Genomic DNA, 15,412 nt, shown 5'->3' with positions numbered 1-15,412 from the left:
GTCATTGACCTAGACAATGGGCCTGCCGTCAAAAGCCAGCGCACCCAGTTCATCAAGCGCATGGCGCAGTTTGCGCAGCGCGAGCAGATGAAGATCCGCCTGGTTTACTATCCGCCTTATCACAGCAAGTACAATCCGATAGAGCGCTGTTGGGCGGCGCTAGAAAACTACTGGCATGGCGCTATCCTCGATACCGTTGAAACAGCCTTACGATGGGCGGCAAACATGACTTGGAATGGCTTCGAGCCCATGGTTGAGCTAGTCGAGGCGACTTATCCGAAGGGTGTCAAGGTGACCAAAGATGAGTTAGAGCCGTTTGAGCAACAGTGGCAGCGCTCTGAGACGTTGCCTAAGTGGGATGTGACGATTGTTCCGATATGAACGGTAGATTATTTGTTTGCGAGTCCCTTATACAGCAGTCAGGATGCCGCCATCTAATTCACCTCGTCTGCTAGATCGGGTTCGAAAAGCAATCAGGCTCAGGCACTTTGGTCTGTCAGATGTCAGAACGACTATGATCTATGCCTATGTGCTTAATCGGGGAGGACAGGGGGCTCGTAGTCTACTGGATAGTGCTTTTTAAAAATTCAATGCTCATATGGCTTGACGAAAGCTGGAGATCGGCTTATGCTCTGTAGCTATTGGTTGTGATGCCTATCGCAGTCTCTCTTTGTCAGAACTCAATCGACTTAGCGCCATCGACGGGTGTTACAAGCACCACGCCGACGGCTAACTCCCAAACTGAACGAGGCAGTCTGGAAGCTGAGGTCACTTTACCTTAGCCACCCTGATTTGCACTAGCTTTTGTGGGGTGGCTAAGCTTTTGAGTTCTGGTTTTCTCGCTAATCCTATTCGCGGAGACCAGATCTCATGTTTGTCCCTTCTACTGCGGGCGTTTTTGCGTCCACTGCTTCTGATGCTGGCAGCTTACCGGCTGAACCCGTGCGGCATATGCTGTTTGGTACCCCTAGTGCGGTGCAGGTAACCATTCAGCAATTGCACCATCTGAACTATGCTGAGCCGAATGACTGGAGCCAATTACTGCCGACGGGTAGGCCCAATGAAGTGATGGCGATATTAACTAAGCGAGTGAGGGCAGCTTAGGGCGGCTCATGCTCAGTGAACTTTAGTTTGTAAGGGTGTTAGCTGCGATCGCCCACCAAACCCTTCCATCCAACGGCGCGATCGCTTCTTTCACCCCCCGCTTTCTTCCATCACTCAATACATAACTCAAATTGCATAGAGTAAATGCTTGATTTTACGCTGTGAAACTTCAGTTTGAAGGCGCGATCGCTTCTTAAAATAAGAGCTAGTAAAGCTTGCTGCTCCAGGATTGCACTTATGTCTACGGCTGAACACTACGATGTAATTATTATTGGCACGGGTGCCGGAGGAGGCACGCTGGCCCATCGACTTGCGTCTAGCGGCAAAAAGATTTTGATCTTAGAGCGCGGCGCTTTTTTGCCAAAAGAGAAGCCTAACTGGAGCACAGACGCCGTCTTTCGCGATGGGCGCTACCAAACTGACGAAGTATGGAGCGACCGGAAAGGAAACGACATTCATCCGGGCATTGGCTACTGGGTAGGCGGCAGTACAAAGGTATATGGCGGCGCGCTCTTTCGCCTGCGAGAAAAAGATTTTGACGAAGTGCAGCTATACGACGGTGTTTCACCGGCCTGGCCGCTAAAGTACGAAGACTTTGAACCGTATTACGACCAGGCCGAAAATCTCTATCAGGTACATGGTAAGCAGGGGCTAGATCCGACCGAGCCGCCGCGCCATCATGACTACTATTTTCCGCCCGTCAGCCACGAGCCGCGAATTGCACAGCTAGACAAGGCGTTTCAGCGCAAAGGACTGAAGCCGTTCTACCTGCCGCTGTCCATTAAGCTGAATGAAAAGGATGCTTTTTTGAGTGAATGCATTCGCTGCAACACTTGCGATGGCTTTCCCTGCTTTATCGATGCCAAGTCAGATGCTGATGTCAACTGCATTCGCCCGACCATGCGCAATACCAACGTGCGGCTCATCACCGAAGCCAAGGTAAACAAGCTGCATACCAGCGCTTCGGGTCGCGAAGTGACCGGCGTAGAAGCCGAGATTGCCGGAGAGACTCAGATGTTCTCGGGAGACGTAGTCGTGGTAGCCTGCGGCTCGGTCAACTCGGCGGCGCTGTTGCTTAAGTCTGCCAATGAACAACATCCTCAGGGGCTAGCCAACAGTTCTGACCAGGTGGGCCGCAATTTTATGAAGCATCTGGCAGCGGCGATTGTCGGTCTGTCGCTAAAAGAGAATACAACGGTGTTTCAAAAGACGCTGGCGATCAATGACTATTACTGGGGCGAACCAGGATTTGACTATCCGATGGGTCACATTCAGCTTTTGGGCAAAGTCAATTCAAAAATGCTGGCGCTAGATGTGCCCAAGATTGCCCCGGCCTTGGCGCTGAGAGTGGCTGCGAGGCGATCAGTCGATTGGTGGCTCACGGGAGAAGATCGCCCGGATAAAAACAACCGGGTAACGGTGAAAAATGGCCAAATTAGCCTGCTCTATCAGCCCAACAATGTGAAACCTTTTAAGCGGTTGATTGATCGGTGGAAAACAACAATGCGAGAAGTTGACAATGAAGGGCGTTTGCTGCCGCTGTCCTGGTACTTTAGTAAAATTTTGCCGATTGAGGCGATCGCTCATCAGGTCGGCACCTGTCGCTTTGGCACCGACCCGGCGACTTCTGTACTTGACCTCGACTGCAAGGCTCACGATTTAGACAATCTCTATGTCGTAGACGGTAGTTTCTTTCCTTCTAGCGCGGCTGTGAATCCATCGCTGACGATTATGGCAAATGCAATGCGGGTAGGCGATCGCCTGCTAGCGCGACTAGAGGCAACGGCCTGAGCCCGATAGAAAAGTGCTCAATGTAAACATTAATGGCTGAATGTAAACAAAGCTTGGACAGCGGCAGACCGGCACAAGAGGATGTTTATACTAAGTTCGTCCGCCAAATTGTCTAAACGCAGAAAATTGGGCGGAAAACTTCCCTCTAAAGTAACGGTTGGTCAAACGATTAGACCCGGTCGCTTGCCTTAGAGCTTTAGTCCAAAAGCAGAGCAAAATATGGCGCTACAGCCTTGTACCGAAACGCCTCCCGAAACAATCACTGCCGATTTGCCCGTTCTTAAAGAGCGCGGGCAGAGAGAAGTATTTTGCGGACTGACGGGGATCGTCTGGCTACACCGAAAGATGCAGGATGCGTTCTTTTTGGTGGTGGGCTCTCGTACCTGCGCGCACCTGATTCAGTCAGCCGCTGGCGTCATGATCTTCGCCGAACCCCGATTTGGCACAGCCATTTTAGGCGAGCGCGATCTAGCTGGTCTAGCCGATGCCAATGATGAACTAGAGCGCGTCGTCGAGCAGCTTCTCAGCCGTCGGCCCGACATTGGCACGCTATTTCTAGTCGGTTCCTGCCCTTCGGAAGTGATTAAGCTAGACCTTGCTAAAGCTGCCGAAAGGCTGAATCATCGCTACTTCCCCAAGGTGCGAATTCTCAACTATTCGGGTAGCGGCATCGAAACCACCTTTACGCAGGGCGAAGATGCCTGCCTGGGTTCGATGGTGCCAGTCTTGCCGAGCAAAAGCAATGATGAGCCTGCCCTACTGGTAGTCGGCAGTCTGGCCGATGTTGTAGAAGATCAGTTCAAGCGTCTTTTTGATCAGATGGGCATTGGCCCGGTCGCTTTCTTCCCGCCGCGTCGCGCTGCCGACTTGCCCAGCGTCGGTAAAGGGACAAAGCTTTTGGTGGCTCAGCCATTCTTGAGTGAGACGGTGCGGCTATTGATGAAGCGGGGCGCGGAACTGCTGCCATCGCCCTATCCTTTTGGCGTAGAAGGGACAACGGCCTGGCTAAGAACGGCGGCAGATGTTTGGAATATTGATCAAGAGCGCTTTGAAGGGGCGATCGCACCCGCCGTCAGCCGCGCTAAAACCGGACTAGAGCGCTATCAGAAGGTACTGAATGGCCGCAAAGCGTTCCTCTTTCCAGATTCGCAGTTAGAAATTCCATTAGCTCGGTTTCTCTCTAGAGAATGCGGCATGGAGCTGATCGAAGTCGGCACGCCTTACATCGACCGGCTATTGATGGACGCAGAAATTAGTCTGCTGCCTGCCGGAACTGCGCTGTCGGAAGGACAAGACGTAGAGAAACAGCTCGACCGCTGCCGCGAAGCCCGCCCGGATATTACCGTCTGTGGGTTAGGGCTGGCCAATCCGTTAGAAGCCGAAGGGCTGTCTACGAAATGGTCAATTGAGCTGGTCTTTTCGCCGCTGCATGGCTACGACCAGGCGGCTGACCTGGCCGAACTGTTTGTCCGTTCCTCAGAAAGACGCAGGCGGCTAACCGTTTGAAGTGAGCGCCGATTGCATTGAGCCTTTTAAGACGCCCCGCTAAAAAACTTTAACTATACGCTTTAACTATGGAATTGACCCTGTGGACTTACGAAGGCCCGCCCCATGTAGGAACGATGCGTATCGCTACCGCGATGGAAGGCGTACATTACGTGCTGCACGCGCCTCAAGGGGATACCTACGCCGACTTGCTGTTTACGATGATTGAAAGGCGCGATCGCCGTCCGCCCGTCACCTACACCACTTTCCAGGCAAGAGACTTGGGCGGAGATACCGCAGAGATGGTGAAAACCTCGGTGCGCGATGCCTACAATCGGTTCAAGCCGCAGGTGATGCTGGTGGGTGAAAGCTGCACCGCTGAGCTGATTCAAGATCAGCCGGGTTCACTGGCAAAAAGCATGGGCTTGCCGATCCCGGTAGTGAGTCTAGAGCTGCCCGCCTATTCTAAAAAAGAAAATTGGGGCGCTAGCGAAACGCTGTATCATCTGGTGCGATCGCTTCTCCTTTCGGCAGTGCTCCCCCCTGGCGCAAGTCGGCCCGAACGCGATCCGGCGATTCGCCCTAAGGCAAACATCATCGGCCCTACGGCTTTAGGCTTTCGCTGCCGCGATGACATTCAAGAAGTGCTTAAGCTGCTCGCAGAGATTGGCGTCGATGCCAACGTGATCGCTCCTTTGGGCGCAACGCCTGACGACTTGATGCGCATTCCCGACGCAGACTTTAATATCTGCCTCTATCCCGAAATCGCTTTGACCACCTGCAAGTGGCTAGAACGCAGCTTTAAGCAGCCGACAGTCAAAACCGTGCCGATTGGCGTCGGAGCCACTCGCGACTTTATCGCTGAAATTGGTGAAGTTGCCAATATTGATGTCAGTGCCGCGCTGAGGCGATCGCAGGCTGATACGCTAGGCAACTGGAGCGCAGACCGGCTGTCATCAATGGCTAACCCCGGCGCGTCTCGGCTGCCCTGGTATTCGCGCTCTGTAGACTCAACTTATCTGACGGGTAAGCGGGTGTTTATCTTTGGGGATGCGACTCATGCGATCGCCGCTGCCCGCATTGCCACTGAAGAACTGGGCTTTACCCTGGTCGGCATCGGCACCTACAGCCGAGAATTTGCCCGGCAAGTGCGCGAAGTCGCCAAGCAATACGGGTTAGAAGCTGTCATCAGCGACGATTACTTAGCGGTAGAAGAAGCTGTCGCCGAAGCCTCTCCCGAGCTGGTACTAGGCACCCAAATGGAGCGCCATATCGCCAAGCGTTTGGGCATTCCCTGTGCGGTCATTTCCACGCCGATTCACGTTCAAGACGTGCCCGCTCGCTACTCACCCCAAATAGGCTGGGAAGGGGCCAATGTGATCTTTGACGACTGGGTTCACCCGCTAATGATGGGCCTAGAAGAGCACTTGATCGGCATGTTCCGCGAAGACTTCGAGTTTGCCGAGGGGCATATGAGCCACTTGCATACGGCTCCTCATCCGACAGCGGGCACGAGCGGTGGCGGCGTTGCGGTCGCGGTGGCCGAACCAATGGCCATCACCGCTGATCTGCAGCCAACTGAGGGTGAGCCCAGCGATGCTGTTAGCCTCAGTTGGAGTGCAGATGGCGAAGCTGAGCTGAAGAAGATTCCCTTCTTCGTACGCGGCAAAGTGAAGCGAAATACAGAAAAGTTTGCGAGCGATCGCGGCATCACCTCGATTACGGTAGACACGCTCTATGAGGCCAAGGCAGCGATCGGCAAGTAACAGGCGAATACCTTAGACGCTTACTCATTCATTCAGAATTTAAACAGGAGATTTAATTGTGGTAGCTACAAACACTCGTCCCCCCGCTATCAAAAAAGGTGAAGACGGCGAAGGCAGCCTTCAGGTTCATCAAGATCCTTCCATGAACATCGAGACCGGCGCGCTGGTGATCGCCGTCTACGGCAAAGGCGGCATCGGCAAGTCCACCACCTCTTCTAACCTGTCAGCCGCGTTCTCTCATCTCGGCAAGCGTGTCCTGCAAATCGGCTGCGATCCCAAGCACGACAGCACCTTCACCCTCACCAAAAGAATGGTGCCCACGGTGATCGACATTCTCGAAACCGTTGACTTTCACTCAGAAGAGTTGCAAACCGAAGACTTCATGTTTGAAGGCTACAACGGCGTCATGTGCATTGAGTCGGGCGGCCCCCCGGCAGGCACCGGCTGCGGTGGCTATGTCACTGGGCAAACTGTCAAACTGCTAAAAGAGCATCATCTGCTCGAAGATACTGATGTGGTAATCTTCGACGTGTTAGGAGATGTCGTCTGCGGTGGCTTTGCCGCTCCCCTACAGCACGCCCACTATTGCCTGGTCGTGACTGCCAACGATTTTGACTCCATCTTTGCAATGAACCGGATTGTCGCCGCCATTCGCTCAAAAGCTAAAAACTACAAGGTTCGCTTAGGCGGCATCATTGCCAACCGCAGTGAGGGCACCGATCAAATTGACAAGTACAACGAGCGCGTCGGTCTTAAAACCCTGGCCCACTTTAAGACGGTAGATGCCATTCGCCGCAGCCGCCTGAAGAAATGCACCGTCTTCGAAATGGAAGACTCTGATCCTGAAATTCAAGAAGTTCGAGACGAGTATCTAAAGCTTGCCAAAGGCATGATCGAAGACGCCACGCCGCTTGAAATAGAGCCCCTCAAAGATAGAGATATTTTCGACCTGCTTGGGTTTGAGTAGAGTATTTGTGAAATGACAAAGAAATAACAAAATAAAGGATCTGTAGGCTCAGCTCGCAGATCCTTTACTTATCAAGATTTAGCAGAAGCCAGTTGTCTCGTCTCAATCCTTTTGCAGAGATGCGCTACCTCTCCGCTGCTTTTGAGAGAGACTCCGGCGATCGCGCATACCAGTAAGCCCAGGCAATAAGAACAAACTGAAGAGGCAAGCGAATGCCGTGAACCCACCAGCTATCTGGAATGCCAGCGAGCTTAATATGGTTGAACGCCATATTCAGATTAGCCGGATAGACCGCTATAAACAGAGCGACCAATCCCCAACCAGCCAGCTGACGAGTCGCAGGGAAGAACAACCCTGCCCCTAAGATAATTTCGATCACGCCACTGATATAAACCAGTGCCGCTGGATAGGGCAAAAAGCCAGGCACAATCTTGGTAAACGGCTGGGGAATAGCAAAGTGCAAAATTCCAGCGGCAATGATGAAGACAGCCAGCATATTGCGCAGCGTGTCTTTGTTTTTCTGAATGATTCTTAGCATAGGCTTGATGATAATACGGTTTGAGTCCTGCTTGAGCGCTATTGCCGGTAGTGGCCATAACCAGATTAAGTGGCTATATTTAAGTGGCTATATTTAAGTGGCTATAACCAGGTTAAGACGACCACACCAAGACTTGGGCCTCATATTCGGGCAAGTCCATCACTACTCGCCCGCCTTCTACCTGCACGTCATAGTCTTTTGTCCATTCGTGCCAAGTGCCTTCTTCAGGCAGGTCAGTCACCTCGTAGTCGGCGATGTAGCTGTCAGAGCAGTTGATCACCACAGCGACTCGCGGCCCAATCTCATGCCAGCGAATGTAGCCCAGCACGCGCTGATCTGGGTTTTCGTGAAAAACTGCGATATTGTCGGAGCACAGCGCCGGATTTTCCTTTCTCAAGGCAATTAGCCCTTGATAGTATTTCAACAGTCCTTCGTTGTTCTCACTGTCTAGTAAAGCCCAGTCTAGGGGCGCAGAGTCTAGGGTCTTAGCTTTGTATTCGCCCATTTCCTCTCCCATCCAAATCATCGGAATGCCCATTGCCGTCATTACGAGCGCTGCGCCAAACTTTGCACGTTTGAAGGCGGCCTCATCAAAAATGTCGGCGTTTGCTAGGTTAACAATTAGCCGATCCTGGTCGTGGCTAGTTAGGTAGTTAACGACGTTAGATGTGCTCTGAAAGCCAGCAGGGGTCGGGTCTACCAGTTCTTTCGCCAGCTCGACGCCCGAGTCCTCTTTGAGGAAGAGATCGAGCAAATTATAGTGAAAGCTGACTCGCCAGCTGCTGTCTACAGGGCCTCCATAACCAGATAGGCTAGGATCTTCAGGGATATGTTCGGCAATGGTGAACAGCGGCTTGGGCTTGGCCTCAAGTCCGGCTTCGTCAACTATCCATCTCAGAAATTCTGGATTATCTAGCTGCTTAACGGCGTCAAAGCGCAGACCGTCGAAGTGGTATTCTCCGATCCAAAAGTTAATCATGTCTCGCATGAAATCGCGAGCCGGATAGCAATCATAGTTTTCGTCGTAGTCGTTGTAATCAAATTCTGGCCCCCAGCTATTGTCAGGGTCTTTGGCTTCGCGGCGATACCAGTAGTCGAAGTCGATTTGAGTGAGCGGGCTTTCAGATTCTGAGTGGTTGAGCACCACATCGAGCAGCACTAGCATGTGGCGAGCGTGGCATTCGTCAATCAGCTGCTTGAGGTCGGCAGGCTCTCCATAAGCGTTTCTCAGCGCAAAGTAGTGACGAATGTTATATCCCCAACCTATGTCCATCGGGCAGGACTGTACAGGCATCAGTTCGAGCGCATTCACACCCAAGCTTTGCAGATAGTCGAGCTTTTCTATGACCGATTTGAAAGTACCGCCTTCAGCGGTGTCGCCGCTGTTAAAGTCTTGCACCAGCAGCTCGTAGATCACGAGTTCGTTCTGGTTGGGCAGTTCTGCGTCGTCGTGCTGCCAAACGTAGTCGTCTAGCGATCGCTGGCCGTCTTTGATGTGAGCGATCGCCCACTGCGCCGTTTCATCCACGCGAGTCGCATAAGGGTCTACTACCTCAGCCCACTCATCCGACTCTAAAAAAAAGCTTTTAGAGCGAACCTTAAATTTGTAGCGATAGTCACCGTCTTCTAGCTCAACCTGGGTACGAAAGTATCCGTCTTCTCCCTTCTTCATCTCGACTGTCTGGTCGTCTGAAAAGTCTCCTAGTAAAGTAGCTTCGGCGTTATAAGGAGCCCACAGTTCAAATTCAACAGGAGTAGCCATAGTGCTTTAACGACCAACATAGTCGGCTTGAATATTAAAAATTTGTAAATGAAAACAGATATAAAATGAACCCGGTGTAAATCCTCTTTCAAAAGATATGGGCCTTCGAGTTTGACTTTGAACCTCTATAGTAAAGGCAGACCTGATTAGCGCTAGCCTCTGCCCTTAGAAATAGCGTATAAAGCTTGCTATTGGCGTGACTCATCCTTTTGGCAGATAGCCGGTGATTCGCGTCTCTCAGGTTTGCCCAACCGCATCGAAATTTCTATAGGATCTCTTCATGCAATATCTATGCAGGCTTCTGTCTGCAGCTAGAGAGATTCTTTACGTGTGCTAACTATACTGGCAGGATAGTAATGCAACTTTATATTGCCACCTGCCGCTCGTATCCCTCTTTATAGACAAGACAGTGTAGACAAGACAGTTCAGGCGCTTAATAGCCACTGTTTGATTGAGGGCCTGCGGTACCTAAAGCCCATGACAATTCTTGACCGCCCAGAAATTTTAGCCGTTGACGATACGCCAGACAATCTGTTTTTACTGGAGGCCATCCTCGGTGAAGCAGAAGAATATCGATTGCGCTGCGCTGAGAGTGGTGAAGCCGCTATCGAAATGGTGAAAGCATTGCCCCCTAGCCTGATTCTGCTGGATGTGATGATGCCGGGCATGGATGGTTACGAAGTCACTCGTCGCATTCGACAGAACCAGGATTTACCCTACATTCCGATTTTGCTGATCACAGCTCACGATAAAGCCAGTGCTGACGAAGGCTTTCAAGCCGGTGCCGATGGCTTTGTGCGCAAACCTTTTGATATTCAAGATCTTTTGGATTCGGTCGAGAGCTACTGCTATGATCGCCCGCCTTACGCAGTCGGCGAAGTCGCAATCAGGTGAGGGTTCTGCCGCTTAACTTGAGGCGCGACGCCCGCCATCTCCAAGATTTCAGGAATCAAATCTTCTCTCCTGACCGCCATCATATGCACGCCCTGACAGAGCTGACGGGCTGACTTCACTTGCTCTGCAGCAATTTTTATCCCCTCTTGTAAGGGCTGATCGGCAGCGGCCAATCGGTCAATAATGTGTTGGGGAATGTCAACACCGGGCACACAGCGGTTGATAAACGCGGCGTTTTTGGCGGACTTGAGTAAAAATATACCGGCTAGAACAGGGCGATCGCTCTGCCCGGCCACCTGATCCATAAACTTTTCAAGCTTGTCAAAATCAGAAATGAGCTGACTCTGAAAAAACTGAGCGCCCGCCGCTAGCTTACGCTCAAACCGACGCTGCAAGCCCGACCAGCTCGGTGACTGCGGATCGACAGCCGCCCCCGGAAAAATATCTAGCGGGCCATCAGGCATAGACTTTTCGTTAAAATCTATGCCCTGGTTAAGGCCGCTAATTAGCTGCAAGAGACGGACAGATTCTACCTCATGCACCGATTTTGCCTTAGGATGGTCGCCTGCTTTGATCGGGTCGCCGGTCAGGGCGAGCACGTTGCGAATGCCCAGCGCGTGGGCTCCCATTAAGTCAGCTTGTAGAGCGATGGCATTGCGATCGCGTCCCGTCATTTGGCAAATCGGCTCAATGCCCGCCTGATGCAAGAGCACTGCGCAAGATAGGGACGACATGCGCAGTACCGCCCGGCTCCCGTCAGTCACATTGACGGCATGTACCCAGTCTTTGAGGTGATTGGCCATCTCTAGCATATGGCTAGGATCACCGCCCTTCGGCGGCATCACTTCAGCGGTGACTAAAAATTCGCCTGAGCGCACAGCCGACCGCAACCGACCCTGAACAGGGGGGCCAAATGCAGGCAGACCAGACCGGCCATTCGATACAACATCCATAAATAGGCTGACTCAGTGCTATGGGCTATTTTACCTAGTTTCTCTCTCAACTCTGGCCCGCGCCATGATTGAAACCGGTCGTATTCTATGAGCCGCACCGTTTTGCAGAAGTCTGGTGCAGGCTTATTGGGCAAATCCCATAGCGGTTTTGACTTTGGCAAGCGTGGGGGCAGCGATCGCCTGGGCCTTTTCTTTGCCCTCCACTAAGATTTGCTGGAGGTAGGCGCGATCGCTCATCAGCTCATCATATTTGGTTTGGATAGGCTGTAACGCCGCCACTGTCGTCTCCGCCAAGAGTGGCTTAAACTGGCCCCAGCCCATCGCTTCACACTCTGCCGCCACCGCCGCCTGAGTTTGGTCAGAGAGCAGCTGATAAAGGCTCAGCAAATTGTTGCACTCTGGCCGTTCCGGATTGTCAAATTCCAGGCCGCGCGCTGGATCGGTCTTGGCCCGCTTAATCTTTTTGGTAATCACAGCGGGCGGGTCAGTCAGGTCAATGCGGCTCTGGTCAGACGGGTCAGACTTAGACATTTTCTTGGTGCCGTCAGTTAGGCTCATCACCCGAGCCCCGGCTTTGCGAATCAGCGGTTCGGGCACTTTTAACACGGGCTTATCCTCACTGCCAAACTGAAAGTTAAGCCGGGCAGCAATGTCACGAGTTAGCTCCAAATGCTGTTTTTGGTCTTCGCCAACAGGCACCTTATCCGGCTCATACAGCAAAATATCTGCCGCTTGCAGCACCGGATAGTCCATCAGGCCAATGCTGACGTTTTCGCCCTGCTTGACCGATTTTTCCTTAAACTGGATCATCCGCTCTAGCCAGTTGAGCGGCGTAATACAGTTAAACAGCCAGGCTAGCTCACTGTGCTCCGGTAGCTGAGACTGCACAAAGATGGTTGACCGCGCTGGGTCAATGCCGCAGGCGATGTAGGTAGCTGCCACCTTAAGCGTGTTTTCAGCTAGAGCAGCCGGGTCGTGAGGCACGGTCACCGCGTGCAGATCCGCCATGAATAAGAAGCAGTCGTACTCCTCTTGCAGCGTCACCCAGTTGCGAATTGCGCCCAGATAGTTGCCCAGATGGAGATTACCGGTAGGCTGAATGCCTGAAAGAATGCGGGAGGGCATGGGTGTAGGAAAGAGAAGGTGACAGAGAAGTTTTAATTTTAGGGGAGCGCTTCGGTGGCGTCTAGCCACTCACTGAATTTCGGCTTGGAGCACAGACTTGTCTTGAGGCCCCAGTGTAAGTGCCAAGGGGCGCTCTTTTTCAAAAGCTTTCACCGCTTCTCTATAGACATCGTAATCGGTCGGTAGCGTCTTAGTTTCACCCGCCTGATTAAACGTGAGCTGGTAGTCGATGCCTTTAATCACTGCGGGTGGGCGAGCGGTTTCACCCTGGCGCTGGCGCGATTCGATATCGTCTACCGTGGGCTCAGGCGGTAGCACCGGCCACCACACCCCCTGACTGTCAGGGCCAGATCCCGCCGCGTCGGGGCGAATGCCATTGATATTGACCAGCGTGCTAGATTCAAACTGCTCCAGGCGGCGATCATTGGGTCGATCTTGCCCGGCGATTCTGGGCACATATTCTACCTGCCAGGTATATGTGGTCGCGGCTTTAGCCTCAAAGTCAGACGTTGCTTCGACTGCGTTGGTCGTTACCTGCGTACAGCCAGCGCTCACTAAGACCAGGAGGACAGCGGGAATGGTGGGATTGATCCAGGCGTTGATGGGGCTGCGCATTTATATACACCCTCAGATTCTGCGCTATTAGCTTAGCGCTCTGGGCCGTAAAATATGATGTGTGCTGAATCTTGAATAGCCATGCCGTCTACAAAATGGCAAAGGCGCTGTACTAGACCCGCAGGAGTTGATAGCCTGCTTTTATACCGACGCTGAGCGCTTTATCTATGCGAGATTTCCATTTGCCCGGTCGCTCCCCCGCCTATGGTACTGGTGGGATGGCAGCGACCTCTCATTCGCTGGCGACGCTGACGGCTGTAGACATTTTGCGGGCGGGCGGTAATGCGGTAGATGGGGCGATCGCCGCTGCTGCCGTTCTCTGCGTAGTAGAGCCTCAGGCGACTGGCATTGGTGGTGACTGTTTTGCCCTATATGCGCCTGCTGGTAAGGGTGAAGTCATTGCGTTAAATGGATCGGGCAAGGCCCCCGCCGCCGCGCACCTAAGCTGGTATCTAGAGCAGGGGATGAAGCGGATTTCACTGCAAAGCCCCCACTCGGTGACGGTTCCTGGTGCGGTCGATGCCTGGTGTCAGCTACATGGCGACTATGGCAAACTGGCTTTTGCTGAGCTGCTGGCACCCGCGATCAGACTGGCTGAAGACGGCTACACCGTACATTCACGGGTGGCACATGACTGGGCGCAGCTCGCCAAAAAGCTCAAGGTTACCGATAACGCATCCCGGATGCTGTTGATTGATGGGCAGGCTCCTCGGGCCGGCGATCGCCACCGTCAGCCAGAGCTGGGCCGCACCCTCCAAACCATTGCCGAACAGGGTAGAGCAGGCTTTTACACTGGCCCTGTGGCCGAAGATATCATCGGCTATCTTCAGTCGCTGGGCGCTCTGCACACGCTAGAAGACTTTGCAGCGCCTCAGTCGGAATATGTGACGCCGATTTCTACTCAGTATCGGGGGTACGAGGTGGTCGAATGCCCGCCGAATGGTCAGGGACTGACGGCGCTGATCATGCTGAATATTCTCTCCGGCTTTTCGCTGACGGACTTTGCGCCGATGAGTGCGCAGCGGCTGCATTTGGAATGTGAGGCGGCGCGGCTGGCTTATGGGGTGCGCGATCGCTATATTGCCGACCCTGGTCAGGCCGATATTCCGATAGAAACGCTGCTTTCAGAAGACTATGCCGCCGAGCTGCGAGCCAAGATCAGCTTAGATAAAGTGATGCCGCCACTGGCAGATTCAGATTTTCCGACGCACCCGGACACCGTTTATCTCTGTGTCGTCGATGCGGCGGGTAACGCTGTCAGCTTTATTAATTCAGTCTTTCACGGGTTTGGTAGCGGGCTGGTCAGTCCAAAAACCGGAGTGGTGCTGCAAAATCGCGGCGCTGGGTTTCGGTTAGAAGCGGGGCATCCGAATGCGATCGCTCCCCACAAACGCCCGCTGCATACGATTATTCCAGGCATGTTAATGAAGGCCGGCAGAGCGGTTATGCCCTTTGGCGTGATGGGCGGCGATTATCAGCCCACGGGCCACGCCCACTTTTTGACGAATCTGCTGGACTATCGCATGGATGTTCAGACAGCGCTGGACTTTCCTCGCGTATTCCACGATGGCAATGCCTGCCAGGTCGAGCGCGGCGTGCCCGCCCTGGTCAAAGCAGAGCTGAGCACTATCGGCCATCAGGTGGTGCCAGTCGTTTCTCCTCACGGCGGCGGACAGGCCATCTGGATCGATGAAAACGGCGGTTTAACCGGCGGCTCTGATCCTCGCAAGGATGGTTGTGCGCTGGGATACGAGTAGCTGAAGCCCGTGGAGGACCTAGCTGACCTCACTGGTGAAGCGAGGCCAATTAGCTGAAGCGACGCAAGACGGTGCCGTTCTTAGTCTTGCTTTCCGATAGGGAGAGCGTTTTTTTCCAGACGGCCTGGTTGTCATCGCCAAGGCCATAGATTTTGATAGTCCCTACATTGTTAATGCCGTATCCTGCTAAGGCGGCTTCATCACTGAGCAGCTTTAGGATATGGGCGGTCACCTGAGAAGGCGTTCGGGTGTCTGCTGAAATGCCAAGGTTGAGCACTTGCTCACGTACGCTCGCTCTAGCGCTCAGGTTATGGCTAGCCAGCGCTGCGACTAAGTTCTCTATCGGCAAAATCGGCGTGCCTGGGTTGTCACTAATGCCAGAATCAGAGCCTGTCGCCGACTGCTTAATGGCTGTTTCTAGATAGCTTTTGATTTTTTCGCGGGCTTCTCGCAGAGGCACAATGGCCTGTCGGTCTCCGGCCTGTATTTTCTCTGCCCGCAGGCTAAAGTACGCCTGATCAACTGCCGTTAGGGAAGCATTCACTGGCAGATTCAGGCACTGGTAGTAAGCTGCTATTTCGTTAGCATCTGTCATCGTCTCGTCTTAGCTCCATCATGATCGAGGCCATGTTCATCGGTTTCAGCATTCCCGATT

Annotated in this window: 14 protein-coding genes; 8 read left to right on the top strand and 6 right to left on the bottom strand. The window is 53.1% G+C overall.

What is annotated here, in order from left to right:
- From CKL79_RS14650 to bchL, 6 genes are all read left to right on the top strand, one after another.
- The coding region (locus tag CKL79_RS14650; RefSeq protein WP_170944071.1) for a transposase at nt 1–381 on the top strand (381 nt) is incomplete at its 5' end.
- Nucleotides 382–870: 489 nt separating this feature from the next.
- Nucleotides 871–1,104 carry a hypothetical protein gene (locus CKL79_RS14645; RefSeq protein WP_121970324.1) on the top strand — a complete coding sequence of 78 codons (234 nt, stop codon included), beginning with the start codon at nt 871–873 and terminating at the stop codon, nt 1,102–1,104.
- 237 nt (nt 1,105–1,341) lie between these two features.
- Nucleotides 1,342–2,895, top strand: a complete 1,554-nt coding sequence (locus tag CKL79_RS14640; RefSeq protein WP_121970323.1) for a GMC family oxidoreductase — start codon at nt 1,342–1,344, stop codon at nt 2,893–2,895.
- Nucleotides 2,896–3,114: 219 nt separating this feature from the next.
- On the top strand, nt 3,115–4,401 hold the full coding sequence (locus tag CKL79_RS14635) for a ferredoxin:protochlorophyllide reductase (ATP-dependent) subunit N (protein ID WP_121970322.1): 1,287 nt from the start codon (nt 3,115–3,117) through the stop codon (nt 4,399–4,401).
- Nucleotides 4,402–4,469: 68 nt separating this feature from the next.
- Entirely contained in the window at nt 4,470–6,146 is a 1,677-nt protein-coding gene (gene bchB / locus CKL79_RS14630) for a ferredoxin:protochlorophyllide reductase (ATP-dependent) subunit B (protein WP_121970321.1), read from the top strand.
- A gap of 88 nt (nt 6,147–6,234) precedes the next feature.
- Entirely contained in the window at nt 6,235–7,113 is an 879-nt protein-coding gene (gene bchL / locus CKL79_RS14625; protein ID WP_121970330.1) for a ferredoxin:protochlorophyllide reductase (ATP-dependent) iron-sulfur ATP-binding protein, read from the top strand.
- 124 nt (nt 7,114–7,237) lie between these two features.
- Here bchL and CKL79_RS14620 read toward each other — a convergent pair whose 3' ends face one another.
- Nucleotides 7,238–7,651 carry a hypothetical protein gene (locus CKL79_RS14620; protein WP_170944070.1) on the bottom strand — a complete coding sequence of 138 codons (414 nt, stop codon included), beginning with the start codon at nt 7,649–7,651 and terminating at the stop codon, nt 7,238–7,240.
- Between the two features lie 112 nt (nt 7,652–7,763).
- Nucleotides 7,764–9,413 (bottom strand): alpha-amylase family glycosyl hydrolase, encoded by a 1,650-nt coding sequence (locus tag CKL79_RS14615; protein WP_121970319.1) that lies wholly within the window; start codon nt 9,411–9,413, stop codon nt 7,764–7,766.
- A gap of 477 nt (nt 9,414–9,890) precedes the next feature.
- Here CKL79_RS14615 and CKL79_RS14610 point away from each other — a divergent pair, with 477 nt between their 5' ends.
- Nucleotides 9,891–10,307, top strand: coding sequence for a response regulator (locus CKL79_RS14610; protein ID WP_121970329.1), 417 nt, complete (start codon nt 9,891–9,893; stop codon nt 10,305–10,307).
- Here the strand turns inward: CKL79_RS14610 and CKL79_RS14605 are convergent.
- The 3 genes from CKL79_RS14605 to CKL79_RS14595 form a co-directional block, all read right to left on the bottom strand.
- Complete coding sequence (locus CKL79_RS14605) at nt 10,277–11,260, bottom strand: methylenetetrahydrofolate reductase (RefSeq protein WP_121970318.1); 984 nt, start codon at nt 11,258–11,260, stop codon at nt 10,277–10,279. The two genes, CKL79_RS14610 and CKL79_RS14605, sit on opposite strands and share 31 nt — an antisense overlap.
- 123 nt (nt 11,261–11,383) lie before the next feature.
- The gene (gene trpS, locus CKL79_RS14600; RefSeq protein ID WP_121970317.1) at nt 11,384–12,385 is read right to left on the bottom strand and encodes a tryptophan--tRNA ligase; all 1,002 of its coding nucleotides are present in this window, start codon (nt 12,383–12,385) and stop codon (nt 11,384–11,386) included.
- A 69-nt stretch (nt 12,386–12,454) separates the two neighbouring features.
- Nucleotides 12,455–13,000 (bottom strand): hypothetical protein, encoded by a 546-nt coding sequence (locus CKL79_RS14595; RefSeq protein ID WP_121970316.1) that lies wholly within the window; start codon nt 12,998–13,000, stop codon nt 12,455–12,457.
- A 167-nt stretch (nt 13,001–13,167) separates the two neighbouring features.
- Between CKL79_RS14595 and ggt the strand changes: the two genes are divergently transcribed.
- Nucleotides 13,168–14,757 (top strand): gamma-glutamyltransferase, encoded by a 1,590-nt coding sequence (gene ggt, locus CKL79_RS14590; protein WP_121970315.1) that lies wholly within the window; start codon nt 13,168–13,170, stop codon nt 14,755–14,757.
- 49 nt (nt 14,758–14,806) lie between these two features.
- Here the strand turns inward: ggt and CKL79_RS14585 are convergent, their stop codons facing one another.
- A complete protein-coding gene (locus CKL79_RS14585) occupies nt 14,807–15,352 on the bottom strand; it encodes a hypothetical protein (RefSeq protein ID WP_121970314.1) in 546 nt (181 codons plus the stop codon).
- Nucleotides 15,353–15,412 lie beyond the last annotated feature (60 nt).

It is taken from the genome of Leptolyngbya sp. BC1307, from assembly GCF_002286735.1.
Classification (GTDB): domain Bacteria; phylum Cyanobacteriota; class Cyanobacteriia; order Phormidesmidales; family Phormidesmidaceae; genus Phormidesmis.
This window is presented reverse-complemented; position numbering and strand designations above follow the sequence as displayed.

Bases quoted from the DNA above. Each gene is read 5' to 3' on its own strand.
- CKL79_RS14645 (WP_121970324.1), top strand. From the start codon at position 871: ATGTTTGTCCCTTCTACTGCGGGCGTTTTTGCGTCCACTGCTTCTGAT.
- CKL79_RS14640 (WP_121970323.1), top strand. From the start codon at position 1,342: ATGTCTACGGCTGAACACTACGATGTAATTATTATTGGCACGGGTGCC.
- CKL79_RS14635 (WP_121970322.1), top strand. From the start codon at position 3,115: ATGGCGCTACAGCCTTGTACCGAAACGCCTCCCGAAACAATCACTGCC.
- bchB (WP_121970321.1), top strand. From the start codon at position 4,470: ATGGAATTGACCCTGTGGACTTACGAAGGCCCGCCCCATGTAGGAACG.
- CKL79_RS14620 (WP_170944070.1), bottom strand. From the start codon at position 7,651: ATGCTAAGAATCATTCAGAAAAACAAAGACACGCTGCGCAATATGCTG.
- CKL79_RS14615 (WP_121970319.1), bottom strand. From the start codon at position 9,413: ATGGCTACTCCTGTTGAATTTGAACTGTGGGCTCCTTATAACGCCGAA.
- CKL79_RS14610 (WP_121970329.1), top strand. From the start codon at position 9,891: ATGACAATTCTTGACCGCCCAGAAATTTTAGCCGTTGACGATACGCCA.
- CKL79_RS14605 (WP_121970318.1), bottom strand. From the start codon at position 11,260: ATGGATGTTGTATCGAATGGCCGGTCTGGTCTGCCTGCATTTGGCCCC.
- trpS (WP_121970317.1), bottom strand. From the start codon at position 12,385: ATGCCCTCCCGCATTCTTTCAGGCATTCAGCCTACCGGTAATCTCCAT.
- CKL79_RS14595 (WP_121970316.1), bottom strand. From the start codon at position 13,000: ATGCGCAGCCCCATCAACGCCTGGATCAATCCCACCATTCCCGCTGTC.
- ggt (WP_121970315.1), top strand. From the start codon at position 13,168: ATGCGAGATTTCCATTTGCCCGGTCGCTCCCCCGCCTATGGTACTGGT.
- CKL79_RS14585 (WP_121970314.1), bottom strand. From the start codon at position 15,352: ATGACAGATGCTAACGAAATAGCAGCTTACTACCAGTGCCTGAATCTG.